The organism is Dorea sp. AM13-35 (assembly GCF_003473885.1).
GTDB classification, from domain to species: domain Bacteria; phylum Bacillota; class Clostridia; order Lachnospirales; family Lachnospiraceae; genus Dorea_D; species Dorea_D hominis.
Map to the genome: position 1 here is coordinate 125,939 of NZ_QUCZ01000005.1, position 24,864 is coordinate 150,802.

Annotated in this window: 21 protein-coding genes and 1 other annotated feature; of the genes, 20 read left to right on the forward strand and 1 reads right to left on the reverse strand. The window is 42.6% G+C overall.

The genetic code is table 11. The annotated features are described in order from the left end of the window. Positions 1 to 48 precede the first annotated feature (48 nt). Positions 49 to 1,740, reverse strand: a complete 1,692-nt coding sequence (locus tag DW152_RS07280) for a DUF885 domain-containing protein (RefSeq protein ID WP_243059854.1) — start codon at positions 1,738 to 1,740, stop codon at positions 49 to 51. A gap of 260 nt (positions 1,741 to 2,000) precedes the next feature. Beyond that, positions 2,001 to 2,238: a binding site (T-box leader), on the forward strand. A gap of 223 nt (positions 2,239 to 2,461) precedes the next feature. Here DW152_RS07280 and metG point away from each other — a divergent pair. The 20 genes from metG to DW152_RS07380 all read left to right on the forward strand — a co-directional run bounded on the left by metG (position 2,462) and on the right by DW152_RS07380 (position 24,759). Continuing rightward, positions 2,462 to 4,429 (forward strand): methionine--tRNA ligase, encoded by a 1,968-nt coding sequence (metG, locus tag DW152_RS07285; protein WP_279209275.1) that lies wholly within the window; start codon positions 2,462 to 2,464, stop codon positions 4,427 to 4,429. A 98-nt stretch (positions 4,430 to 4,527) separates the two neighbouring features. Next, entirely contained in the window at positions 4,528 to 5,514 is a 987-nt protein-coding gene (locus DW152_RS07290; protein WP_118288296.1) for a diaminopimelate dehydrogenase, read from the forward strand. A gap of 4 nt (positions 5,515 to 5,518) precedes the next feature. Further along, entirely contained in the window at positions 5,519 to 6,286 is a 768-nt protein-coding gene (locus DW152_RS07295) for a TatD family hydrolase (RefSeq protein WP_118288336.1), read from the forward strand. Between the two features lie 457 nt (positions 6,287 to 6,743). Then, complete coding sequence (gene rsmA / locus DW152_RS07300; protein WP_118288297.1) at positions 6,744 to 7,631, forward strand: 16S rRNA (adenine(1518)-N(6)/adenine(1519)-N(6))-dimethyltransferase RsmA; 888 nt, start codon at positions 6,744 to 6,746, stop codon at positions 7,629 to 7,631. Positions 7,632 to 7,810: 179 nt separating this feature from the next. Beyond that, positions 7,811 to 9,181, forward strand: a complete 1,371-nt coding sequence (locus DW152_RS07305) for a citrate/2-methylcitrate synthase (protein ID WP_021860594.1) — start codon at positions 7,811 to 7,813, stop codon at positions 9,179 to 9,181. Between the two features lie 20 nt (positions 9,182 to 9,201). Beyond that, complete coding sequence (locus tag DW152_RS07310; protein WP_118288298.1) at positions 9,202 to 10,131, forward strand: alpha/beta fold hydrolase; 930 nt, start codon at positions 9,202 to 9,204, stop codon at positions 10,129 to 10,131. Positions 10,132 to 10,273: 142 nt separating this feature from the next. Beyond that, complete coding sequence (locus tag DW152_RS07315) at positions 10,274 to 11,116, forward strand: aminotransferase class IV (RefSeq protein ID WP_021860596.1); 843 nt, start codon at positions 10,274 to 10,276, stop codon at positions 11,114 to 11,116. 16 nt (positions 11,117 to 11,132) lie between these two features. Continuing rightward, entirely contained in the window at positions 11,133 to 11,873 is a 741-nt protein-coding gene (pxpB, locus tag DW152_RS07320) for a 5-oxoprolinase subunit PxpB (RefSeq protein WP_021860597.1), read from the forward strand. After that, a complete protein-coding gene (locus DW152_RS07325; protein ID WP_118288299.1) occupies positions 11,864 to 12,778 on the forward strand; it encodes a biotin-dependent carboxyltransferase family protein in 915 nt (304 codons plus the stop codon). The genes pxpB and DW152_RS07325 overlap by 10 nt, the downstream gene beginning before the upstream one ends. Positions 12,779 to 12,780: 2 nt before the next feature. Next, the gene (locus DW152_RS07330) at positions 12,781 to 13,578 is read left to right on the forward strand and encodes a putative hydro-lyase (protein WP_118288337.1); all 798 of its coding nucleotides are present in this window, start codon (positions 12,781 to 12,783) and stop codon (positions 13,576 to 13,578) included. Between the two features lie 142 nt (positions 13,579 to 13,720). Next, entirely contained in the window at positions 13,721 to 14,494 is a 774-nt protein-coding gene (locus tag DW152_RS07335; RefSeq protein WP_118288300.1) for a LamB/YcsF family protein, read from the forward strand. 42 nt (positions 14,495 to 14,536) lie between these two features. Then, positions 14,537 to 15,418 carry a DUF4392 domain-containing protein gene (locus DW152_RS07340; protein ID WP_243059857.1) on the forward strand — a complete coding sequence of 294 codons (882 nt, stop codon included), beginning with the start codon at positions 14,537 to 14,539 and terminating at the stop codon, positions 15,416 to 15,418. A gap of 268 nt (positions 15,419 to 15,686) precedes the next feature. Continuing rightward, positions 15,687 to 17,219, forward strand: a complete 1,533-nt coding sequence (locus tag DW152_RS07345) for a DUF1538 domain-containing protein (protein ID WP_118288301.1) — start codon at positions 15,687 to 15,689, stop codon at positions 17,217 to 17,219. A gap of 115 nt (positions 17,220 to 17,334) precedes the next feature. Then, positions 17,335 to 18,033 carry a P-II family nitrogen regulator gene (locus DW152_RS07350; RefSeq protein ID WP_021860609.1) on the forward strand — a complete coding sequence of 233 codons (699 nt, stop codon included), beginning with the start codon at positions 17,335 to 17,337 and terminating at the stop codon, positions 18,031 to 18,033. Between the two features lie 113 nt (positions 18,034 to 18,146). Continuing rightward, positions 18,147 to 18,917, forward strand: a complete 771-nt coding sequence (locus DW152_RS07355; protein ID WP_118288302.1) for an ABC transporter ATP-binding protein — start codon at positions 18,147 to 18,149, stop codon at positions 18,915 to 18,917. Beyond that, complete coding sequence (locus DW152_RS07360) at positions 18,907 to 21,000, forward strand: ABC transporter permease (RefSeq protein WP_118288303.1); 2,094 nt, start codon at positions 18,907 to 18,909, stop codon at positions 20,998 to 21,000. The genes DW152_RS07355 and DW152_RS07360 overlap by 11 nt, the downstream gene beginning before the upstream one ends. 16 nt (positions 21,001 to 21,016) lie before the next feature. Continuing rightward, entirely contained in the window at positions 21,017 to 21,685 is a 669-nt protein-coding gene (locus tag DW152_RS07365) for a response regulator transcription factor (RefSeq protein WP_021860612.1), read from the forward strand. Positions 21,686 to 21,752: 67 nt separating this feature from the next. Then, the gene (locus tag DW152_RS07370) at positions 21,753 to 22,823 is read left to right on the forward strand and encodes a sensor histidine kinase (protein WP_118288304.1); all 1,071 of its coding nucleotides are present in this window, start codon (positions 21,753 to 21,755) and stop codon (positions 22,821 to 22,823) included. Positions 22,824 to 23,264: 441 nt separating this feature from the next. Then, positions 23,265 to 24,398 (forward strand): hypothetical protein, encoded by a 1,134-nt coding sequence (locus tag DW152_RS07375; protein ID WP_004844113.1) that lies wholly within the window; start codon positions 23,265 to 23,267, stop codon positions 24,396 to 24,398. Beyond that, the gene (locus DW152_RS07380) at positions 24,391 to 24,759 is read left to right on the forward strand and encodes a hypothetical protein (RefSeq protein ID WP_004844112.1); all 369 of its coding nucleotides are present in this window, start codon (positions 24,391 to 24,393) and stop codon (positions 24,757 to 24,759) included. The genes DW152_RS07375 and DW152_RS07380 overlap by 8 nt, the downstream gene beginning before the upstream one ends. Positions 24,760 to 24,864 lie beyond the last annotated feature (105 nt).

Genomic DNA, 24,864 nt, shown 5'->3' on the forward strand with positions numbered 1-24,864 from the left:
CAATGCAAGGGGATTTTACAATGGAGTAAAATCCCCTGCCAGATTAGATTAATTGTTGGCTGATAATGTAAAACCACGCAAAATCTCAAACGGCGCAGGTCCGATATCCAATACCGCTTTATGAAAACGTTGCTGCGAGAAGTGAGAATCCCATTTCTCGACAGCAGCTTTTTTTAATTCCAGAAATTCCAGAAAACCGACATAGTATTTCAGATAATTCGCCGGATCGGAAATGATGAGGTCATAAATTTCCCGGATGGAATCGGTGTCGGTAATGCCGTGGCTCCGGAAAAATGTTGTTGTCTCCGAAAGTCCCCATCCTTCATGGTGGATACCGATGTCGGCAAGGCTGTAGAGACCTAAAATGAGAGAAGTATTTTTTTGCGCCATGGCTGCATACGTTTTATCGACAGGCGCATAGTAATAGCTCAGCATTTCGCAGTAGGTCGCCCAGCCTTCGGTGTAGCCGCTGAAGCTGAAAATTGTGCGGATAGGATCTGGTTTTCTGGCGGCAAAATAAGTCGTCTGGTAGAGATGACCGGGATAGCCTTCATGCGCCAGCGTGGTGTAAAGGGACAGGTCATCCGGCAGATGCCCGCGGTTCAGATAAATTGTATTATTTTTTGTATCGTCAATGGCAGGAATCATATAAAAAGCCGGGCTTAAATATTCCTCCATTTCTTTATCTACATATTTGATCGTAATCTCGGTTTTGGCTGCTTTCGGAAAATCCTTTTTAATTTTCTGCTGCAAAGAAGCGAGAATGGAGTGCGGGTTGGTGTCGGAAAGTTTTGTCCCCTGAGTTTTGTAGAGATCGGAAGACAGGGATGAATTGGAAATATAATATTTTTTCAGCCCGGCAAGATCTTCTCTCATCTGGTGGATGATCAGGCTTTTTAATTCGGAAATGCTGCGGGAAGAACCGGTTTCTTCGGCAACGAGATGTTCATAATAACCGGCACCGCCCGGGTACTGGCAGAGACCACCTGTGTATTTTCCATTTCCAAGCAGATTTTGCAGACCTTTGATCAGATTCTGGTAGGCGGGAAAAACATATTTTTTTAGCCCGGATTCATTTTTCTGTATGCACTTGATCCGCTCTTTTTTCGAGAGAGACAGCTTGGAAATCCGTGTCTGGAATGTTGAGTAAAGATAATTATTTTCCTGTAAATTTAAAAATGACTCACATTCTTTTATGATCGCCTGCACCTGTGAGTCAGACATGAATAATCCGCGTTTTGCTTTGTTCGTTTCAAATTGCAATAATGAGTCAAAATACTCCGGAGTTTCGGCGAGCAATTTAAAATAAGTCTCTATATCATCGCGCGTGTGAAACTGATATTCAGACAGCAGAACCGGGAACTGTGCCTGCACACCGGTCAGCGAGGACAGCGGTTCTTCATACCACTGGTAATTGGCATTTTGTTTTGCGGATTGGAAGGAATATTGCAAAATGTCGTAAGTAATCTGATTTTCAGAGGATAATTTTCTGCGATTGAAAGTATGTAAGCGGGAAAGCGCATTTTCCGCAGCGGCACAGGACGCTTCCGGATCGATATTGTAAGAGCCAAGCGATATGTTCTCTTCCTGTATGCCGTAAGCGGACGGATTTTTTAAAGTGTAATGCAGCGAAAGCGTGTTACCGGATAATTCCTGCCGGAACAGCTCACGCGTGTAAGTGCGGAATTTGGAATTTGCGGTCTTGACCGGAGCGGAAAAAGGCAGGGACTGCGGCAGCAATTGAGACAGGGATGCAGGCAATAAATGCAGCGCGAGCCAAGCGGTAATAATTATAATGGGAATAAAGAAATAGAAACGTTTACGGAATAGTTGTCGGAACATAAGAAACCTTTCGGAAGGAAGACATTATTACTAGAGTATATGCAGAGGAAGGGGAGAATATCTTTTAACCTTTTTAATCGTTAATCGTCTCAATGACTTGACACAGGCACGCTGATTATGCTACGATTTCATGTATTGGAAATATGTTAATCATATGAGCAAACACAGTGAAGAAGAGAGTACATTTTCCGTACATTTTACAGAGAAGTTCCGGCAGGCTGAGAGGAACAGATGAAGGAAGATGGAAGATGGCTTCGGAGTGGGATGGCTGAGCCGCGAGGTTAGGTCATGAAGGGATCGCCCTTTACAGCGGGAGGTGTTACATGCACCCGGTAAGGCTGCTGTCGTGAGGCAGAAGCGAACAGAAGTGGTAACGCGGGATATCCCGTCTTCTCTGATTTTTCAGTTTTTGAAAAATTGGAGATTTTTTTTTACCAAGGTCATAAGTCATGCTGTCACACTGTGCTTGCACAAGGGTGACAGCATGACTTCATGACCTGCCCCGCAATGAGGATAAAAGCATGGCGAAGCCAGGCGATATCCGAATTGCGGGTAGAATTGCGGGAGTGCGAAAGCACGGAGTAATCCGAAGGTAAAAAAATGTTGAAGTCATCACACTGTGCTTGCACAAACTCATAATTATCTAAAAGCAAAAGGAGAGGAAAACATGGATAAACCAAAATATTATATTACAACAGCGATTGCCTATACTTCCGGCAAACCGCACATTGGTAATACTTACGAGATCGTACTTGCAGATGCGATCGCAAGATATAAGAGAAGTCAGGGCTATGATGTATTTTTCCAGACAGGAACAGACGAGCATGGTCAGAAGATCGAGTTAAAGGCAGAAGAAGCAGGTATTTCACCAAAAGAATACGTTGACAAAGTTGCCGGAGAAGTAAAAGAAATCTGGGATCTGATGAACACTTCTTATGATAAATTTATCCGTACAACAGATGAAGATCATGAGAAACAGGTACAGAAGATTTTCAAGAAATTATACGATCAGGGAGACATTTATAAAAGCTCTTATGAAGGACTTTACTGTACACCATGTGAGTCTTTCTGGACAGAATCTCAGTTAGTAGATGGCAAATGCCCGGACTGTGGAAGAGAAGTAAAACCGGCAAAAGAAGAAGCTTATTTCTTCAAAATGAGTAAATATGCAGACCGCCTGATCGAGCATATCAATACGCATCCGGAATTTATCCAGCCGGTAGCAAGAAAAAATGAAATGATGAACAACTTCCTTCTTCCGGGACTGCAGGATCTGTGTGTATCCAGAACTTCATTCTCATGGGGAATCCCGGTAGATTTCGATCCGAAACATGTTGTTTATGTATGGCTGGATGCGCTGACAAACTATATCACAGGAATCGGTTATGACTGCGACGGAAATAATTCTGAGCGCTTTAATAAATATTGGCCGGCGGATTTGCATCTGATCGGTAAAGATATCATTCGTTTCCATACTATTTACTGGCCGATTTTCCTGATGGCTCTTGGTGTGCCGCTTCCGAAACAGGTATTCGGACATCCGTGGTTATTACAGGGTGACGGTAAGATGAGTAAATCCAAGGGAAATGTATTATATGCAGATGAACTGGTAGATTTCTTTGGCGTAGATGCGATCCGTTATTTTGTACTGCATGAGATGCCATTCGAAAATGACGGAGTCATTTCCTGGGATCTGCTCGTAGAGCGTATTAACTCTGATCTTGCAAATACATTAGGAAATCTGGTAAACAGAACGATTTCCATGACAAATAAATATTTCGGCGGCGTTGTTACAAATAAAAATGTGACATTAGATGAAGAAGGTGCTGCAATCGATGCAGATCTGAAAGCAGTTACAGAGAACACACCGAAGAACGTTGATGTGAAGATGAATGACTTGCGTGTAGCAGATGCAATCACAGAGATTTTCACACTCTTCAAACGCTGTAACAAATACATCGATGAAACAATGCCTTGGGCACTGGCAAAAGAAGAAGACAAGAAAGACCGTCTTGAAACTGTTCTTGCAAATCTAATCGAAAGTATCAAGGTTGGTGCAGGATTACTTTCATCCTTCATGCCGGAAACAGCAGAGAAAATCTTCGCACAGTTAGGTGACGGAAAAGTTACAGACAAGCCGGAGATTCTGTTCGCAAGACAGGACATCAACGAAGTGCTGAAGAGAGTAGAAGAACTGCATCCACATGTAGAAGAGAAAGAAGAAGTTTCTGACGAGGAAGTGATCGATATCGAAGCAAAACCAGAGATCACATTTGAAGATTTCGGTAAAATGCAGTTCCAGGTAGGAGAAATCATTTCCTGCGAAGAAGTGAAGAAATCCAAAAAACTTCTCTGCTCACAGGTGCGTGTCGGAAGCGAAGTAAAACAGATTGTTTCCGGAATCAAAGCACATTACAGTGCAGAAGAGATGGTCGGCAAGAAAGTTATGGTACTTGTAAACTTAAAACCGGCAAAACTTGCAGGCGTATTATCTGAAGGAATGTTACTCTGTGCAGAAGACGCCAATGGCAATCTGGCACTTGTATCACCAGAAAAAGATATGCCGGCAGGTGCTGAAATCTGTTAATATTTAATTGGGGACGGGGATTTTCTCGAAAAGCCCCGTCCCCAATTAAATTATCCCACGGATGTGGATAAATAAAATGTGGAAAAGGAGACAGAATTGTGGAAAAAATTAGAATTGGTATTGTAGGATATGGAAATATTGGACGTGGTGTAGAACAGGCAATCGCGCGTAACGATGATATGGAACTGAAGGCTGTATTCACAAGAAGAGATCCGAAGACAGTTTCTATTAAAACAGAAGGCGCAGAAGTAAAACATTTTGATGATATGGTATCTATGAAAGAAGATATCGATGTTATGGTTCTGTGTGGTGGTTCTGCAACAGATCTGCCGGTTATGGGACCGGAAGTTGCTAAGAACTTCTGTACTATTGACAGTTTTGACACACACGCAAAGATTCCGGAGTATTTTGCAAATGTGGATGCTGCAGCAAAAGCAGGAAACAATGTAAGTATTATTTCTGTTGGCTGGGATCCGGGAATGTTCTCACTGAACCGTCTGTATGCAGAATCCATTCTGGTACAGGGAAGCACTTATACTTTCTGGGGAAAAGGTGTCAGCCAGGGACACTCTGATGCAATCCGCCGTATCGAAGGTGTAAAAAATGGTATCCAGTATACTGTACCGATCGAGGCTGCAGTAGAGAAAGTAAGAACCGGAAGTGAGCCGGAGCTGACAACAAGAGACAAACATCTTCGTGAGTGTTATGTTGTTCCGGAAGAGGGAGCTGACTTAAAAGCAATCGAAGAGGCAATCAAGACAATGCCAAACTACTTCGATGAGTATGATACAACTGTAACATTTATCACAGAAGAAGAGTTAAAGAAAAATCACAGCAAGATGCCACACGGTGGTTTTGTTATCCGCAGCGGAGAGACAGGAACAGAAGGAAATAAACACGTGATCGAATATTCTCTGAAATTGGATTCCAACCCGGAATTTACAGCAAGCGTTCTGATCTGTTATGCAAGAGCAGCTTATAGACTTTCCAAAGCCGGAGAGAGCGGAGCAAAATCTGTATTTGACATCGCACCGGCAATGCTGTCACAGAAGACACCGGAAGAACTCAGAAAAGAGTTACTGTAAGATGATGATTTTCGATACGCATGCGCACTATGATGATGAGCAGTTTGACGCAGACAGAGAAGAATTGCTGATGTCCATGGAGGAAAATGGTGTCGGCACGATCGTCAATGTGTCGGCAACTTATGAGTCCTGTGCACGTGTGACAGAAATGGTGAAAAAATATCCGTTTATGTATGCCGCAGTCGGCGTACATCCGGATGAAGTCGGTGCGTTGGACGAAGAGAAACTTGTACGGATGGAAGCGCTTTTGGATCAGAAAAAGGTTGTTGCCGTCGGCGAGATTGGACTGGATTATTACTGGGATCATGAATCTCATGATCTGCAGAAAGAATGGTTTATCCGTCAGCTTGAACTTGCACGTAAGCATAATCTTCCGGTGTTGATCCACAGCCGGGAAGCTGCGGCAGATACGATGGAGATCATGAAGGGGCATGCGCAGGGGTTAAATGGTGTGATTCACTGCTACTCCTATTCCAAAGAGATGGCAAAAGAGTATGTGAAAATGGGCTTTTACATCGGCATCGGCGGTGTCGTTACTTTTAAAAATGCGAAAAAAGTAAAAGAGACAGTCGCAGAGATTCCGCTTACTTCAATCGTGCTGGAGACGGATTGCCCGTATCTTGCACCGGAGCCTTTCCGCGGCAAGAGAAACCAGTCTGCATATATCCAATATGTAGCGGAAAAGATTGCAGAGATCAAAGAGATCTCATATGAAGAAGTTGTTGCACAGACAGAGAAAAATGCACGTGCCATGTATGGTCTGGATGCATAAAGCATATGCACGCATCATGTATGGTCTGGATGCATAAAGCATATGCACACGTGCCATGTATGGTCTGGATGCATAAAGCATATGCACGCATCATGTATGGTCTGGCTGCATAAAGCATATGCACACGTGCCATGTATGGTCTGGATGCATAAAGCATATGCACGCATCATGTATGGTCTGGACGTGTAAGACATTATTTGCAATGAATCAGCGATAGTGAACTTTATTAAGTACAAATAAATTAATTTTATGAAATCCAACCAGGAAATTCCCGGTTGGATTTTTGCTACCTGTTTTTCTACATTTCTATATGTATTTCGCTATATTTTAATTTTTCCATATATTTTCGGAGTTTTCTTTATATTTTCTTAAGACTATTTTCGATTTTGGGTATATCATTAAGACAAAACTTATTGTATAATTAGAAAATACCTAAAATTCAGGGAGAAGTGAGAAAATGGTAAAACCAGATCTGGGAAATCCGCAGAATACAATTGAAGTATTACAGAAATATAAATTTAATTTTCAGAAGAAGTTCGGACAGAATTTTCTGATCGATACACATGTGCTGGATAAGATTATTTATTCCGCAGAGATTACAAAAGAAGACATGGTGCTGGAGATCGGACCGGGGATCGGAACGATGACACAATATCTGGCAGAGGCAGCCGGCAAGGTCATTGCGGTTGAGATCGATAAAAATCTGATTCCGATTCTTGCGGATACACTGCATGAATATGAAAATGTTCAGATTATCAACGAGGATGTTCTGAAGCTTGATATTGCGAAGATCGTAGAGGAGCAGAACGGAGGAAAACCGATTAAAGTGGTTGCGAATCTGCCATATTATATTACGACACCGATCATTATGGGACTTTTTGAAAATCATGTTCCGCTTCAGAGCATTACGGTCATGGTACAGAAGGAAGTGGCAGACCGTATGCAGACCGGACCGGGTAACAAGGATTACGGTGCTCTGTCACTGGCGGTGCAATATTATGCAGACCCGTACATTGTTGCAAATGTCCCACCGAACTGCTTCATGCCAAGACCGAAGGTAGGCTCAGCAGTTATCCGTCTGACAAGACATGCCGAACCTCCGGTGGAAGTAGAAGATGAGAAGCTGATGTTTGATATTATCAGAGCGTCTTTCAACCAGCGTCGGAAGACACTTGCCAATGGTTTGAAAAATGCAGGCAAATGGGATCTCCCGAAAGAAGTGATCGCAGAAGCAATCGAGACGTTAGGCAAAGGCGCAAGCGTCAGAGGAGAGGCATTATCACTGGAGGAATTTGCAAGACTGAGCAATGAAATTTATAATTATCTGCATAATCGTATATCGTGAAGCTTATGCTTCCTGTTTATGCTCATATCGGGGCGGGCCATTAAGTCATAAAATCACTCTGGTGTAATTGCATTGTGGTTTCTGACATCATATAAATGGTAAATAACAATAAATTTGTTGCAGAAAAAAACAATTGTGGATTGAAAAACAAAGATATTAACAAAGAAAGGATGATGCGCATGGAGAAAAAAAACAAATATGCACTGTTCGAGATCACACCGGAGATTGAGCATTTCGCAGAACTGTGTGAGAAGAATACGACAATAGAAAAAGACCTGTACAGCAAATACGAAGTAAAACGCGGACTCCGTGATGTGAATGGAAAAGGAGTACTTGCCGGCCTTACTAATATTTCCGATGTCTGTGCGACTAAGATCGTGGACGGCAAAGAAGTTCCGTGTGCAGGTAATCTGTATTACCGTGGATATAACATCAAAGACTTGGTGCGTGGATTTTTAGAGGACGGACATTTTGGATTTGAAGAGATCGCATATCTGTTGTTGTTTGGCGAGCTTCCGAATATAAAAGAGTCGGAGATGTTCCATGAGACACTCGTAGAGCGCCGGACATTGCCGCCGACATTTGTGCGTGATGTCATTATGAAAGCGCCGAGCCAGGACATGATGAATACGCTGGCGAAATGTATTTTGAATCTGTATACTTACGACCGCAAAGCGGATGATACAAGTATCCCGAATGTATTAAGACAGTGTCTGAACCTGATCAGCCAGTTCCCGATGATGATGGTGTACGGCTATCATGCATATAATTACCGTATGGGCGATGACCTGTTTATTTACGCGCCATCACCGGATCTGTCTACTTCTGAAAATATTCTGATGATGCTCCGTGAGGATCGTAAATACACAGAACTGGAAGCGAAGCTCCTTGATATGGCTCTGGTTCTGCATATGGATCACGGCGGTGGTAATAACTCAACATTTACGACACACGTTGTAACTTCTTCCGGAACGGACACTTATTCAACGATGGCAGCAGCGATGGCTTCGTTAAAAGGACCAAAACACGGTGGTGCGAATATCAAAGTAACGAAAATGTTTGAAGACATGAAAGCGCATGTATCAGACTGGGAAGATGAAGATGAAGTACGTCAGTATTTAAATGATCTGCTGGAGAAGAAAGCATTTGACCAGAAAGGTCTGATCTACGGAATGGGACATGCAATCTATTCTGTTTCAGATCCGCGTGCAGACATTTTCAAAAAATTTGTAAAACAGCTTGCAGAGGAAAAAGGCTGTGAAAAAGAATACGGACTGTATGCGCTTGTAGAACGTCTGGCTCCGGAAGTGATCGCACAGAAGCGTAAGATTTACAAAGGTGTTAATGCCAATGTAGATTTTTACAGCGGACTGGTTTACAGTATGCTGGATCTTCCTCCGGCACTTTACACACCGATTTTTGCGGCGGCACGTATTGTCGGCTGGAGTGCACACCGTCTGGAAGAGTTAAAGAATGCGGATAAGATTATCCGTCCGGCGTATAAGCCACTGGCTTCCTACAAAGAATATGTAAAAATGGAAGATCGTTAGGAGAAGGAAGTTGATATAAAATGAAGAAAGATTTCAGCTTTTTAAGTGCAGAAGGGAAGACGCGCTCACATGGAATCATCTGGATTCCGGAAGGTAAAGTGCGTGCGATCCTCCAGATCTGTCACGGAATGGTAGAATATATAGACCGCTACGATGAATTTGCCAGATACTTAAACGGACATGGTTATCTTGTGATCGGGCACGACCATCTGGGACATGGAAAGACTGCAGCAAAGCCGGAAGAATACGGACATTTCCCGGAAGAATACGGTAACGATTATGTAATCGGAGATATCCACAGAGTCCGCAGAGTCGGTGAGAAGAATTATCCGGATCTACCATATTTTATGCTGGGACACAGTATGGGTTCATTTCTGCTTCGTCAGTATCTGACGATGTATGCTGACGGACTTGCCGGTGCGATCATCATGGGAACCGGTGAACACAGCATGGCGGAATTGAACATGGGGCAGAAGCTCTGCAAAGGGCTTGCGGCAGCAAGGGGCTGGCATTATCACAGCCCGCTTGTGCATAAGATGAGCGTTGGTAATTATAATAGGAAATTTCATCCGGCAGTAACAGCAACAGACTGGATCAGTTCAGATCTGGATGTGCGCAGAAAATACGAGAAAGATCCACTTTGCTCTTTCCAGTTTACGGTTGGCGGTTATTATCAGATGTTTGAAGGAATGAAAGTGCTTGCCCGCAAAGAGAGCATAGAGAAGATTTCGAAGGATTTGCCGATATTCTTTGTATCCGGTGCAGACGATCCGGTTGGAGATTTTGGAAAAGCAGTACAGAAAGTATATGACAAGTACAAGAATGCCGGATTTGAAAAAGTAGAGATGAAGCTGTATCAGGATGACAGGCATGAGATCCTGAATGAAACAGACCGCAGTCAGGTATTTGAAGATCTGTATTTATGGATGGAAGAAAATTTATCACTTTAATTAAGTAAAACCCATTGACAAAACTAATGGGTGAGCATAAAATGTAGGTGAAATTAATAGAGCGTACAGGACGAAGGCGTCACAAACATGAGTTTGTGCGCCTTTTTTAGTGTAAAAAGGTCAGGAGAAGGAGGAATTTACAATGAAAACTTTAGGTTATTACAATGGCAAATACGGTGAACTGGATGAGATGACAATCCCGATGAACGACCGTGTCAGCTGGTTTGGAGATGGTGTATACGATGCAGGTCCGTCCAGAAATTATGAGATTTTCGCAATTGATGAACATATCGACAGATTCTTTAACAGTGCGGGACTTCTGGACATTAAAATGCCGGTAACAAAGCCAGAGTTGAAAGAACTCCTTCAGGAAATGGTAAATAAAATGGATACAGGTAATTTATTTGTTTACTATCAGGTCACAAGAGGAACCGGTATCCGTGATCATGCATATACAGAGGGTCCTGGAAACTTATGGATTATGCTGAAACCGGCAGAAATTTCCGATGGAACGAAGCCAATCAAGCTGATCACAAGAGAAGATACACGTTTCTTCCATTGTAATATCAAAACATTGAACTTAATTCCTTCTGTAGTTGCGACACAGAAAGCAAAAGAAGCCGGATGTCAGGAATGTGTATTCTACAGACCGGGTGGACGTGTAACAGAATGTGCACATAGTAATGTCCATATTATTAAAGATGGCAAACTGATAACAGCACCGACTGACAACCTGATTCTTCCAGGTATTGCAAGAGCACATATTATCAAAGCCTGCAAGAAATTGGAGATTCCGGTAAGCGAGACACCGTACACACTGGATGATTTGTTCAACGCAGATGAAGTTATCGTATCCAGCTCCAGCAACTTATGTCTGCATGCAAATGAGATCGATGGCAAGCCGGTTGGCGGAAAAGCACCGGAACTTCTGGAGAAGATCCGTGTAGCAGTTCTGGATGAATTTTACAAAGCAACAGATAAATAAATGAGAAGGTGAAGTCATGGGAGAAATAAAATATATGCCGGCAGGGGACCGGGCGCTGGTTGTGGAATTTGGCAATCAGATCGATCCTGCGATCAATGACAAAGTACATGCGCTGGCAGCGAGAATTGCAGAAACTCGGATTCCGGGTGTACAGGAAATGGTACCAACGTTTCGCTCTCTGATGATTTATTATGATCCGGCAATTACCTCTTTTGAAAATGTAAGGAAGCAGACAGCAGAGCTGACCGGACAATTGATTGGGAAGACAACAGAGAAGAAACGGATTTTAAAAATTCCGTGTTGTTATGGCGCAAGATTCGGACTGGATCTGGCAGATATGGAAAAACATACCGGACTGGATCGTGACGAGATCATAAAGATCCATAGTTCCGTTGATTATAAAATTTATATGATGGGATTCCTGCCGGGATTTGTTTATCTTGGTGGTCTGGATAAACGAATTGAAATGCCAAGACTGAAAAGCCCGCGCGTAAGGATTCTTCCGGGGGCTGTCGGCATCGGCGGCAATCAGACAGGAGTCTATCCGCTGGCTTCACCGGGAGGATGGAGACTGATGGGTGGTACACCGGTTGATTTCTATGATCCGTACAGAGAAGATCCGATCCTCTGTAAAGCAGGAGAATATATCCGTTTTGTACCGATCACGATTGGCGATTACTACGATATCCGCCACATGATCGTAAAAGGAGAGTATCAGGTAGAGGTTGTGGAAGAAGGTGATGAAGGATGTCAGTAAAAGTTGTTATTCCGGGACCGCTTACAACAGTACAGGATGCGGGCAGATACGGATATATGAATTCCGGTATCGGGACATCCGGAGTCATGGACGAAGTTTCTTATAAGAAAGCCAATTATCTTGTGGGAAATGAAAACGGAGAAGCCGTACTGGAAATAACTTTGTTCGGCGGAACGATGGAATTTACGGAAGATGCAGTCATTGCTGTTACAGGAGCAACAATGGACGTAAAGATAAATGAGGAACCGACAGAAATGTACCGTGCATACCAGGTGAAAGCCGGAGATATCTTATCTCTTGGAATGGTGACTGCAGGTTGCAGAACTTATGTAGCTTTCGCCGGTGGTATTGATGTTCCGGTTGTGCTCGGAAGCCGTTCAACAAATCTGAAGTGTAAGATGGGTGGTTACGAAGGAAGGGCGCTGGCAGCCGGAGATATTTTTGAAATTGGCAAAAATGGCAGAAGTTATGAAGCACTGAAAGACCGGATGGCAAAGCCGGATGTATATACATCACCAATCACTGTCCGTGTAATCGAAGGACCGCAGGAAGAGTATTTTACCGAGGCGGGAAAGAAAACATTTTACAATGAAACGTATACGATATCTGATCAGAGTGACCGGATGGGCTACCGGATGGAAGGTGCACCGATTGAAAGTGTAAACGGAACGGATATTATTTCCGATGGAATTGCACTTGGTTCCATTCAGGTTCCGACAAATGGAAAACCAATCATTCTACTTGCAGACCGGCAGACAACCGGAGGATATGCAAAGATTGCTACAGTGTGTTCTTTTGATATCCCGAAACTGGTACAGGGCAAGCCGGGGGATCAGGTGAGATTTCAGAAAATTTCGTTAGATGAAGCAGCAAAGATATGGAAAACAGAAAGCGGGGAAAGGTAAAGATGAGTGAAGCAGTAAATTACAGTGATTTGAAACCGGCAGAGGTCAGAAGACTGATCCGAGAAGGGAAAATAACATGTCCGACATCTGGTATGTGTGCGGGATATGCACAGGCAAATCTGGTTATCCTGCCAAAGGATCTGGCTTATGATTTTCTCTTATTTACCCAGAGAAACCCGAAACCGTGTCCGATCCTTGAAGTCAGCGACGTAGGAAGCAGAGACCTTCACTATATCGCAGATGATGTGGATCTGGCAAAGGATTTTCCAAAATACCGCATTTACAAAAAAGGTGAACTTGTCGGAGAGTATACCGACATTGAAGAGTTCTGGCAGGATGATTTTGTGAGCTTTCTGATCGGATGCAGCTTCTCTTTTGAATCTGCACTTTTGGAAGCAGGAATTCCGGTCAGACATATCGAGGAAAACTGTAACGTGCCGATGTTCAAGACAAATATCGCTTGCACACCGGCAGGTATTTTCAAAGGAAATATGGTAGTCAGCATGCGTCCGATCCCGAATGACCAGGTTGTGAAATCCGCACTGATCACGGGTGAGATGCCAAGAGTACACGGTGCACCGATACAGATTGGCAATCCGGAAGCAATTGGTATTTTTGATGTAATGAAACCGGATTTCGGCGATAGTGTAACGATCAATGAAGGAGAAGTTCCGGTATTCTGGCCATGTGGCGTAACACCGCAGAATGTTGTTATGAATGTGAAACCGGATATTGTGATCACACACGCACCGGGACATATGCTGATTACGGATGTAAAGAATGTAGAATTGAAGTACTAAAGAGGTTCTAATAGAGCCACTCACCATGATATGAGTAAAAGCGTAGCAGTGCAGTGATGGGAGAACACGAGTATTGTGCGGTTTTGAGAATAGATGGAAGTAGTCTGAAAAAAGATTTGAAACATAGAAAGAAGGAAGAAAAATGTTTGCAGTAGATTTGAACTGTGATCTTGGAGAAAGTTTTGGAAATTATAAATGCGGACTGGATGAGGAAGTCATTCCCTTTATTTCTTCTGCAAATGTAGCATGTGGATTTCATGCATCCGATCCGGTGGTAATGGCAAAGACCGTAGCACTTGCGAAAGAGCAGGGCGTCCGTGTTGGCGCACATCCGGGATATCCGGATCTGGTCGGATTCGGCAGAAGAAATCTGGCAGCATCGCCGGCAGAAGTAAAAGCAATGGTGCAGTATCAGATCGGGGCATTGAAAGCATTCTGCACAGCACAGGGAATTAAACTGCAGCATGTAAAACCGCACGGTGCAATGTATAACATGGCAGGAAAAGATGAAAAACTGGCAACAGCAATCGCAGAAGCAATCAAAGAAGTCGATCCTGAGCTTATCCTTCTTGCACCGAGCAGTAGCAAAATGATGGGAGCCGCAAAGGCAGTAGGACTTCGCGTGGCAAAAGAAGTATTTGCGGATAGAGCATATGAAGAAGACGGCTCGCTGGTAGCAAGAAGCAAACCGGGCGCAATGATCACCGATGAAGACGAAGCTGTGGCACGTGTCATCAAGATGATAAAGGAAGGAACCGTAACAGCGATTACCGGAAAAGAGATTCCGGTTGAAGCAAATTCTGTATGCGTGCATGGAGACGGACCGAAAGCACTGGCATTTGTTCAGAAGATCCGTAAAGCGCTGGAAGCAGAAAACATCAGGATTGCATCAATCGAAGAAGTAATTGGGAAATAAAACAGGCAGAAGACGACAGCAAAAATAAAGGAGAGATTAGAAGTGGGAGCACAGGCACAGGCGGCACAGACAAAAGTAAATATAAAAAAAGAAACCGTTGAAGATATTGTACTGCGTCATTCCAAGCGCGGTATGACTATCCTGCGCAAATATATGGGCGATTTCTACTGCAAGAGGGCAGCTGAGAAGATTCTGGAGCTTCCGAAAGGAAATATATTTCTGACAACCGGATTTTATGTAGCGGGACATGCAGAGACGGACGGTCCTCTCGGAACGATGACACTCGCAAAAGCACTGCGGGCTGTCGGATACCGACCGATCATCGTAACAGATAAATATTGTCGTGGATTTTTTGAACTTGAAAATCTGGACGTAGAATATGCACATATCTGTGATGGCGTGGAACAATATACAGAAGTTCTGGAAGATTACGATCCGGTTGCACTGATTTCCATTGAACGCTGTGGCAAAAATATTGAAGATGATTATGCAAATATGCGCGGTGTAAGCATTAAGAAAAATACAGCAAAAGCCGATATCCTTTTTGATCTTGCCAAAAAGCGCGGAATCCCGACATTTGGTGTCGGAGATGGCGGAAATGAAATCGGTATGGGCAATCTGAAAGAAGTTATTGTAGATAAACTGGCGCTTGTACCATGCAAGGTAGAAGTTGACAATCTAATTATCGCAACCGTATCTAACTGGGGCGCATATGCATTAGCGGCATATATACAAAAGATAGAAAAGATACAGGTACTTCCTACATATAAAGAAATCAAATCCTATCTGCAGGCAATCGTAGATCTCGGCAGCATCGATGGCGTGACAAAAGAACAGGTACTGAGTGTGGATGGTTTTCCACTGACTGTGGAAAAAGAGATCCTTGATGAACTCCACCGCGCAGTGGGGACGGGGATTTTCTAGAAAGTGCCAGGTGCAAATTGAAAAGGGGACGGGTCATTTCTAAAGGAATGAGAGTAAAGTGCACACCGGCTTGACCGGTGCTACTTTATGAGGGGGTGATAGTTGATGTGTTCTTCAACTATCTGACTCTTAGTATACAGGGAAAATGTGTCTAAAGTATGTTCCTTTTCTTAAACAAAACGAAATTTTCTTAAGGAAAAATTAACCAGAGTATGTTACAATTAGTCCACATGAAACGTAAAAAATAAAAGGAAAGGTATGGTATCGATTGAAGTTATATCAGTCAAAATTATTGGAAAAACTAAAAGAGTCATTGGAAGCCGTACTGCCGATCATAGGGATTGTTCTGTTGCTTAGTTTTACGATCGCTCCGATTCCGGCAGGAATTCTGATGGCTTTTTTAGTGGGCGCGATTCTTCTTGTTGTGGGAATGATGTTTTTTACATTGGGAGCTGAGATTGCGATGACGCCTATGGGAGAGAGAATTGGAACGAGAATTTCCGGTTCCAGGAGACTTCCATTTATTGTGTTATTGTGTTTTACGCTGGGATTTATTATTACGGTGTCGGAGCCGGATCTGCAAGTGCTTGCCGAACAAGTTCCGTCTATTCCGAACAATGTTCTGATCTTTGCAGTAGCGGCAGGCGTTGGGATATTTCTTGTGGTTGCGGTTCTTCGTATGTTATTTGGAATTGCGCTTTACAGATTATTGTTTTTGTTTTATCCGGTGATATTTATTCTTGCGTTTTTTGTGCCGGCAGATTCGCTGGCGGTCGCATTTGACTCCGGCGGAGTCACGACAGGACCGATGACCGTTCCTTTCATTATGGCGCTTGGTGTCGGCTTCTCCGCAGTACGAAGTGATAAATATGCAGAAACGGATAGTTTCGGTCTGGTTGCACTTTGTTCAATCGGGCCGGTACTTGCCGTCCTGCTTCTAGGCATTCTTTACCGCCCGGAGAGTGGCGTTTATGCAGGCATCCATATTCCGGATGTGAAGGATTCGATAGAACTTGGAAGACTGTTCACAGCGGAACTTCCACTTTATATAAGAGAAATGCTATTATCACTGCTTCCGATTGTTGTATTTTTCCTTGTGTTCCAGGTACTGGCTTTGCATCTGATGAAACGGACACTGGTGAAAATTGCAATTGGAATCCTGTATACATACATTGGGCTTGTGCTGTTCCTGACAGGGGCAAATGTAGGATTTCTCCCAACCGGTAATTATCTGGGACAGGTACTTGCAGGGTTACCGAATCCGTTTGTGCTTGTACCGATCGGTATGGTGATCGGCTATTTCATCGTAAAAGCGGAACCGGCAGTTTATGTGCTCATGGAGCAGGTAGAAGAGCTGACTTCGGGTGCGATACCTGGGAAGGCAATGGGACTGAGTTTGTCCTGCGGCGTTGCGGTCTCACTGGGGCTTGCAATGATCCGTGTACTGACCGGAATTTCTATTTTCTGGTTTCTCATACCGGGTTATGCAGTTTCTTTGCTTCTTGCGTTCCGGGTACCGAAAATCTTCACTGCGATAGCATTTGACTCCGGTGGTGTGGCCTCTGGCCCAATGACGGCAACTTTTCTGTTGCCTCTGGCACAGGGAGCATGCGAAGCGATTGGCGGAAATGTAGTTACGGATGCATTTGGTGTTGTGGCAATGGTTGCGATGACACCACTTATCACGATACAGATACTGGGTGCGGTTTACCAGCATCAGGAGAAGAAACGCCAGACCGAAGAGGCGGTTCCTGTACTGCCACTGGAAGCATACGGCGACATGGATATTATAGAGTTATGATGATACCAGAAGAGCTATATGTCAACGACACATGTTTAGTGCCGACCAGAGTGGAGTGTAGATGTGAGAGCGTACAGTATGAAACGATTTATTGGAATTAGAAAGGCGGAAAAATATGAGCCGGTTATATATGATGGCTGCGATCACAAGCCGCAGCGCAAGAAAAAAGTTTCGCGAATTTTATAAGACACACGAACAGCAGGTATTTTTTGAAATACTGGGAAAAGGGACAGCGAACAGTGAGGTGCTGAATTATTTTGGATTAGAAGAAACAGAAAAGATTCTTTTTCTCTCCATCGTGACCGGAGATACATGGAAACGACTGAAACGCGGACTGATCATTGATATGAAAATTGATGTTCCGGGAACGGGAATTGCTTTTGCAGTGCCGCTTGCGAGCATAGGCGGCAAAAAGACACTGCAATATCTGATACAGGAACAGCCATTTGAAAAAGAGGAGGAAACAGCATTGAAGGAGACAGATTATGAACTGATGATTGCCATTGCCAATCAGGGATATATCGATACGGTTATGGAAGCCGCAAGAGAAGCAAATGCGGGAGGCGGTACAGTTGTCCATGCGAAAGGAACCGGAACAGAGCTCGCCAGAAAATATCTTGGTGTTTCCCTCGTGGAAGAGAAGGAAATGATCTTCATTGTTACTCGTTCCTCACAGAAAGCACAGATTATGAAAGCAATCATGGAGAAAACCGGATTGAAGAGTAAGGAGAAGGCAATCGTATTTTCACTGCCTGTTTCGAGTGTGGTCGGACTTCGCATGACAGAGGAAGATATTAAGGATGATCTGCTGTAAGGCATATTATTATCAAATACCAGAAACGAAAGCCTGCGAAACCTTTCATTCACTGTAAGTGTTATTTGGAAGCCACAGATGCTATGATTACATCAATGAAAGGAGAGCAGAGAATGAGTATTTTAAAAATTGAATCTTTATGTAAATATTATGGAAACAAGAAAAATGAGACAAAGGCACTGGATGGAATCAGCCTGGAAGTACAGACAGGGGAATTTTTAGGAATCATGGGAAGCAGCGGATCCGGAAAATCCACACTTCTTAACTGCGTGGCAAGTGTGATCCGTCCGACAGGAGGACAGATTCTTGTAAATGGAACCGATATCCGTTCGCTGAAAGGCGCAGAACTTTCCGATTACAGAGGACGCCAGATCGGTTACCTTTTCCAGAACTTTGAACTTTTAGAGAACCTTACCGGAAGAGAAAATATTCTTCTTCCGCTGGCTCTTCATAAATATGAAGAGAAAAAAGGAGAACAGAAGTTAAAAGAACTGGCAGCATATCTTGAGATACAGGATGTACTGGACAAATTTCCGACACAGATGTCCGGCGGGCAAAAACAGCGTATAGCAGCAGCCAGAGCATTGATCATGGATCCACACCTGATTCTGGCAGATGAACCAACCGGGGCGTTGGATTCGCGTAATGCAAAAGCATTGATGGAGAAACTCTTCGGTTTAAATCGCAACAAAAAAGCAACAATCATGATGGTGACACATGATGCAAATGCAGCAAGTTATTGCGGACGGATTTTATTTATCCAGGATGGAGTACTCTTCCATGAGCTGCGCAGAGATTTCGCAGAAGAATCCCAGCAGGAGTTTTACGAGCGCATTTTGAAAGTGTTGGCGCAGTTGGGAGGAGGCAGTGCAAATGTTCTTTAAACTTGTCTCCAGAAACAGTAAGAGAAGCCGCAGGGAAAATGGATTGTTTCATGCTTCACTTCTCGTTGTCGTAATTGCATTTTATGTGATTCTGGCACTGCCGAAGCAGGATGTGATCATTTTCCTGAAAGAGATGGAAAGTGATGCTATACAGAAAATCTTTCAAATGGTTCCGATACTGTTTGGCGCATCGTTATGCATTTTGTTCTTTCTCGTATATTTTGCAGGACGTTACCAGATGGAGCGGAGAAAACATGAATTTGGTGTGTACCGTATGATGGGCATGAGCCGGAGCCGGCTGTTTTTTATGTTGATGACAGAAGATATTAAGAGCAGTCTTCTGATCCTTGTGGCAGGAATCCCGGTTGCAGTCTGCATTTCCGAGCTGGTCAGCCTGATCACAGCGAAGGTAGAGGGGCTTGGAATCCTCGGTCATCAGAGTACATTTTCATTCGCCGCAGTGATTGGAACCGCTGTCGGTTTCATACTGGTAAAATTATTTGCGTGCCTGTTCTTAAGCGGCGCGGTAGTTAAGGACGAGATCGGCAATCTTATGAATCCGCAGGCAAAAGAGCAGGGAAAAACAAGACCGAAGGTTCTGTATGTGCTTGCCTTTGCGACAGGATGCGTGTTATTGTTTGTGGCATTTTATGATGGAATCCGTGGACATATCTGGGATGACCTTCTTATTCTTGCACGGACAGTAGTCTTTGGAATTGCCGGAGTATTTCTTGTATTCTATGGTTTCCGGCTGATACTGGAACAACTGGGCAGATGGGGCAGCCGACACGAGAGACTGGGAATGTTTACATTCCGCCAGCTGGAAGAAATGTTTATCCGCAAGAGCAGCGTCCCGGCGGTGAGCTGTATTCTGATCCTCGCAGCACTCTGCCTGTTCGGTGCAGGAATCGGGATTGCCAGAAGTTATACGGTACAGAGCGAGCGTGTCGTAGATTATACATTTGACGATGACAATGAGGACGTCAGTACAACTATTGAAAAATTGCAGAAGTCCGGGCTTCGCTCAGATTTTGAAAAGCTGATCCAGATTAAAACCGGATATATAGAATCTTCGATCGAAAATCTGGATAAGGAAGGTAAACCATCGAAAAAGAAGAACCGGGTAGTTGGCTTTAACGCAGATGAACTCGTAGACAAGTTGAAAAAAGATGGAAAGACACCGAATGAAAATGTATTTGCAATGGAGATAGAACGGGAAGATACACCGCATATTATTGCATTATCCGGGTATAATGAGCTGTTAAAACAGGCAGGAGAAAAGCCTCTTGCATTGAAAGATCACCAGGCAGCAGTTTACCTTGGATCGGCACTTTATTCCGATGAGTTTAAAGAAATAATGAGTAAAGCCTTACAGGGAAATATACATGTTACAATGGACGGAAAGACATGGAGCCTTGGGGAAAAGGTTATGAATAAAGAAATCGTTGCCGACCGCGCGATTACACTTGGATTTGCGCTGATCGTACCGGACAAGGCTTATGAACAGATGACAGCCGGAAAGGGCACCACATATCTGGATGGCGTGCTAAAACCTTCAAAAACGGAAAAACAGGGACTTATCCGTGTATATCAGGAAATGAACCAGAAACTTGACAAAGTCGGAATTTCGTATGACTGTTTTTTGCAGAGCCTTGGACGACGTATGTTCTACGGTGTATGTGCAAGTTATATTACAATCTATCTGGCAGTGATCTTCCTGATTATTGGAAATACGGTAATCAGTGTACAGTTCCTGACAAATCAGCAGAAAATTGGCAGACGGTATCAGACTCTGATACGGCTCGGAGCAACCTCCAATGCGCTCTGCCGTTCCGCAAGAAAGCAGATTAACTGGTATTTTGGCATTCCGGTATTCTTAGGAGCAGCCGGAAGTATTCCGGCGATGGCAAGCTTATTTTCCCTGTTTGTGGAAACAGGAGAAGGTACACAGAAAGTATTGCTCTTAAGTGCAAGCGGGATGATCCTGCTGCTTCTGATCGTAGAATTGATCTATATTCTGGAAGTCAAGAAACTCAGCGACCGATATCTGTTGTATCTGATGGTGCCGGAAAGAGAAGAATAAAAGAAAGTATGATTTTATGAAACGAATAGGAATTGTGGAAGACGAAGCCTTCATACGTGAAGAATTAGGAGAAATACTGGAAAAGGCCGGATATGAAGTCGTGGCGGTAGAAGATTTTGAAAAGGTGGAAGAGGAGCTTTCTAAAGCTCCTCTTGATCTCGTTCTGCTTGACCTTAATCTGCCGGGGAAGAGCGGATTCCAGATCTGTCGGGAGTTGAAGCATAAAGGAACGACGCCGGTCTGTGTACTGACATCGAGAGACCAGATGGCAGATGAACTGCGTGCGCTGGAACTGGGTGCGGATGAATATCTGACAAAGCCATGCCGGAAAGAAAGACTTCTGGCGAGGGTGTCCAATGTGTTAAAAAGATATGAAGGCCGCAAGCATTTGCTGGAAGGGAAAAAATTTTTGCTGGATCAGCAGACATATACACTTTATATCCATGATGAATCGATTGTCCTGCCAAAGAATCAGGGAAAATTACTGGAAGTATTTCTTAAGAAGCGTGGGCAGATCGTGACAAAAGAAGAACTGTCGATTGCACTTTGGGATACAATAGATTTTATCGATGAAAATGCATTGCAGGTAAATCTGACGAGATTAAAGAAAACCATGCAGAAACTTCATATGGAAGAAGAGATTGAAACCATCCGGGGAACAGGCTATCGTTTGGAAATTCGGTGATAAAAGGCAGATGTCAGGCAACTCATTAAAAGAAAAGTAAAAAAATGATGTAAGGAGAACGTACAGGATGAAGAACTACGGAAAGAGAATAGCAGAATATATGCCCTGGCTTTTGTTGACAGGGTGTGTGGAAGGTATCTGTATTTTATTTCTTGCGCTTGCAGACGTCCAGGTGTTACAAGTACTTGCAGGAGTTCTCACATTGATGACCGTATTAATGTATGCCGGGGTCTGCATTTATATCGTAAAGAAAGAACAGAAAAAAGAAGAGGCATTTGCTCTATTTTTAAAGGAACCAGAGGAAAAGACTGCAGAACAGTTATTGCTATACTGCGGGAAAGCAGAGAAAGAACGGATGCAGAATCTCCTCGACTATTTGCAAATACAACGAAAAGAAAAAGAAAATCTGTTGAAAAAGACAGAAGATTATGAAGAATATATTGAAGGGTGGTCACATGAGGTAAAAACGCCGTTATCTTTGCTTGCATTTATACTGGGAAATCATAAAGAAGAATTTTCAGAGCCGGTCGGATATAAGCTGGAATATATTCAGACACGTATGCAGGAATCGATCGATCAGATGTTATTTTATGCAAGGTTAAAGGGTGGTCACAAAGATTATCTGTTTGAAATGCTGAATCTTAAAGAATCACTGGGGAAAGTCCTGGAAGATTACGGTCCGCTTCTGGAGGAGAAGAAATTTCACGTGGATATCCAGATGGAGCCGGAAGGGATTCAAATCTACAGTGACCGGAGAGGGCTTGAATTTATGCTGGGACAGTTTATCAGCAATGCGGTCAAATATTGTGATAAAGAGCCGGAAATCCGTATCCATGTGGAAAAAAGAGAAGAAAACAGGAAGAAAATGTGGATACTTTATATAGAAGATAACGGTTGTGGCGTAAAAGCCTGCGATCTCCCGTATATTTTTGATAAAGGCTTCACCGGCAGTGATATCAATGTCAACAAGAAACCAACCGGCATGGGGCTTTATCTTGCAAGAGAGATGGCGACAGATCTGGGCTTGAAATTATATGCTGTATCGGAATATAGGGAAGGTTTGACTATGAAAGTTCAGATCCCAATTGTGGATCGTCCATGTGTTCCAGGTTCAGACTGCGGGGTTCTACCGGGGTAGAGAAAACAATCTGAATGACTGGAAAGATATTATCAATGGAAGAGAAAGAATATTATCTGAAGTTGGGATAAATTCTAAAGAAGATAAAAGAATTCAACAATAGCGAAAACCCGTTAGCATTGTGCTAACGGGTTTTCGTTGTTTTTATAGTTATCTAAAGGAATGAGGGATTATCGAACTGGTTTATATTGTGTTACAAAGTGTTGTAAAGCCCGGAATTACAGGCTTTTTTAAAATTGACTTACATATAAAGTGTTATATTTATTTATCCTGATTTGACCGAAATTTGCCCCGAGATTCTTTGTTTGGATTTGTTTGAAAATAGTTTGATAAAAATAAAATAGAATGAAATATTTGAAATAAACATAAAAAAATATAGACAAAATAGGGAATAAGATATAATATTAAAGTAAATATATAATCTAAGGAGGAAGGATATTTATGAGAAAAATTTTTAAACGATTTGCTTCACTTTTGACAATCTTTATATTGACTATTATGTCAATAGTTCCTGTCCATGCATCGGAGAATACTTCTGTTGTAAATGTTACGGATGATTTGGCGATACAGATGGCAGAACGTTTTGCAAAGGGAATAGGAGAAAATAGCAATATTGTTGCTAATAATCCGAGAAAATTTTATGATACAACAGGTCAAGCTATTGGATATATTGTAAATTACAATTTAGAAAACAAACCATATGGATATGTAGTTTTTGATACTACGTGTGAATCTTTGATATCAGAATACTCATTTGGTAATAATTCAGCAAATCCATATGAGGTGATTTATCAAAGTGAAGCAAATGTATTTAGTGAAAAAGCAAATACCTCTGAAATATATAAAATAGCTCCGTTTGAATATGGTATTGTTGATAATTTGGGAAAGATTAGAACGAATTATGGTGAAACATTAGAAAAAACAGTACTGTCCTTGAATGAGAGTAGGGGAAAAGACCCAGCTACTTGGGATGAGGTTTTGCTAGATATTGATGAAGTTTATGAAAACTACACGCTTGTTTCAACAAATCATCTTCAAGAATTTATTTCCTTTAATGAGCCGTATATAGAAAGTGTAACAGGACATTATGCATGTGCAGTTAGTGCATTATTAGCATGTGGTGCATATTATAATGCTGTTGATTATACAGATATTGCAGGTGATTATATGGATATTTGGGATTCAACAGGAACGACAGTTTCATCGGAGAGTGGAGGAATAACATATGGTTCAACAACTATTGGCAATATTGGACCTGGATTTGTGGACTTTTGTGCTGGAAAGAATGTTTCTGTAACACAAAATACTGACTATAGTCCCAATTATAATTTTTTCACTAATTGCATTGATAGAGGAGATATAGCAGTTGTCCATTGTGGTATAATTAGCAGTGATACTGGAGAACGTGCGGGGCATTCAATGGCAGCAGAGGGATATGCAACTTTGCGAGCATATAATTCTGGAAATACAGTACATACATTGATGGTATTTGATGGATGGGGGGATACAGTACGTTATTTGAATTTTGATTTTGATAGTTGGACAGACATATCGGGGACTACATTTAATGGATAAGAAACGATTGATTTTGTTAATCATACTTTTGCTTGCAATAGTATTAATTGTGCTTGGCGTAAAAGGAAATGTTTTTAAGGAGAATCGTCAAAATATGGAGTTGCGTTCTAGTGGAGATGATAATTCTCATTGGTTTCATTTGAGTGGGGTTGTTGTAGAGAAAACTTTTGATACACTTTTAATAGAACTAAATGAGAAGGAAGAAAGTAGTCTATTTTTTGATACGACAAAAGTTAGTTTAGATTGTACTAAGTGTAAAGGTGATCTAGAACAAGTATCAGAAGGAAATGTTATTAAATTTTATTTTTTTAAGTATAATATTGATGGTGAAACGGTAAAAATTGAAAGAATAGTAAGATAAAAGTATAAGTAAGAGTTCTGCTATCAGAACATTATTATTAGTGAGGTAAAGGAACAAGGCGAAGCCGAGACGCCGTAGGGCAGTCCTTTACGGAACGGACACAGC

Excerpts from the sequence above, each read along its gene's own strand:
- DW152_RS07295 (WP_118288336.1), top strand. The coding sequence starts at position 5,519 with ATGATTTTCGATACGCATGCGCACTATGATGATGAGCAGTTTGACGCA.
- rsmA (WP_118288297.1), top strand. The coding sequence starts at position 6,744 with ATGGTAAAACCAGATCTGGGAAATCCGCAGAATACAATTGAAGTATTA.
- DW152_RS07305 (WP_021860594.1), top strand. The coding sequence starts at position 7,811 with ATGGAGAAAAAAAACAAATATGCACTGTTCGAGATCACACCGGAGATT.
- DW152_RS07310 (WP_118288298.1), top strand. The coding sequence starts at position 9,202 with ATGAAGAAAGATTTCAGCTTTTTAAGTGCAGAAGGGAAGACGCGCTCA.
- DW152_RS07315 (WP_021860596.1), top strand. The coding sequence starts at position 10,274 with ATGAAAACTTTAGGTTATTACAATGGCAAATACGGTGAACTGGATGAG.
- pxpB (WP_021860597.1), top strand. The coding sequence starts at position 11,133 with ATGGGAGAAATAAAATATATGCCGGCAGGGGACCGGGCGCTGGTTGTG.
- DW152_RS07325 (WP_118288299.1), top strand. The coding sequence starts at position 11,864 with ATGTCAGTAAAAGTTGTTATTCCGGGACCGCTTACAACAGTACAGGAT.
- DW152_RS07330 (WP_118288337.1), top strand. The coding sequence starts at position 12,781 with ATGAGTGAAGCAGTAAATTACAGTGATTTGAAACCGGCAGAGGTCAGA.
- DW152_RS07335 (WP_118288300.1), top strand. The coding sequence starts at position 13,721 with ATGTTTGCAGTAGATTTGAACTGTGATCTTGGAGAAAGTTTTGGAAAT.
- DW152_RS07350 (WP_021860609.1), top strand. The coding sequence starts at position 17,335 with ATGAGCCGGTTATATATGATGGCTGCGATCACAAGCCGCAGCGCAAGA.
- DW152_RS07355 (WP_118288302.1), top strand. The coding sequence starts at position 18,147 with ATGAGTATTTTAAAAATTGAATCTTTATGTAAATATTATGGAAACAAG.
- DW152_RS07360 (WP_118288303.1), top strand. The coding sequence starts at position 18,907 with ATGTTCTTTAAACTTGTCTCCAGAAACAGTAAGAGAAGCCGCAGGGAA.
- DW152_RS07365 (WP_021860612.1), top strand. The coding sequence starts at position 21,017 with ATGAAACGAATAGGAATTGTGGAAGACGAAGCCTTCATACGTGAAGAA.
- DW152_RS07370 (WP_118288304.1), top strand. The coding sequence starts at position 21,753 with ATGAAGAACTACGGAAAGAGAATAGCAGAATATATGCCCTGGCTTTTG.
- DW152_RS07375 (WP_004844113.1), top strand. The coding sequence starts at position 23,265 with ATGAGAAAAATTTTTAAACGATTTGCTTCACTTTTGACAATCTTTATA.
- DW152_RS07380 (WP_004844112.1), top strand. The coding sequence starts at position 24,391 with ATGGATAAGAAACGATTGATTTTGTTAATCATACTTTTGCTTGCAATA.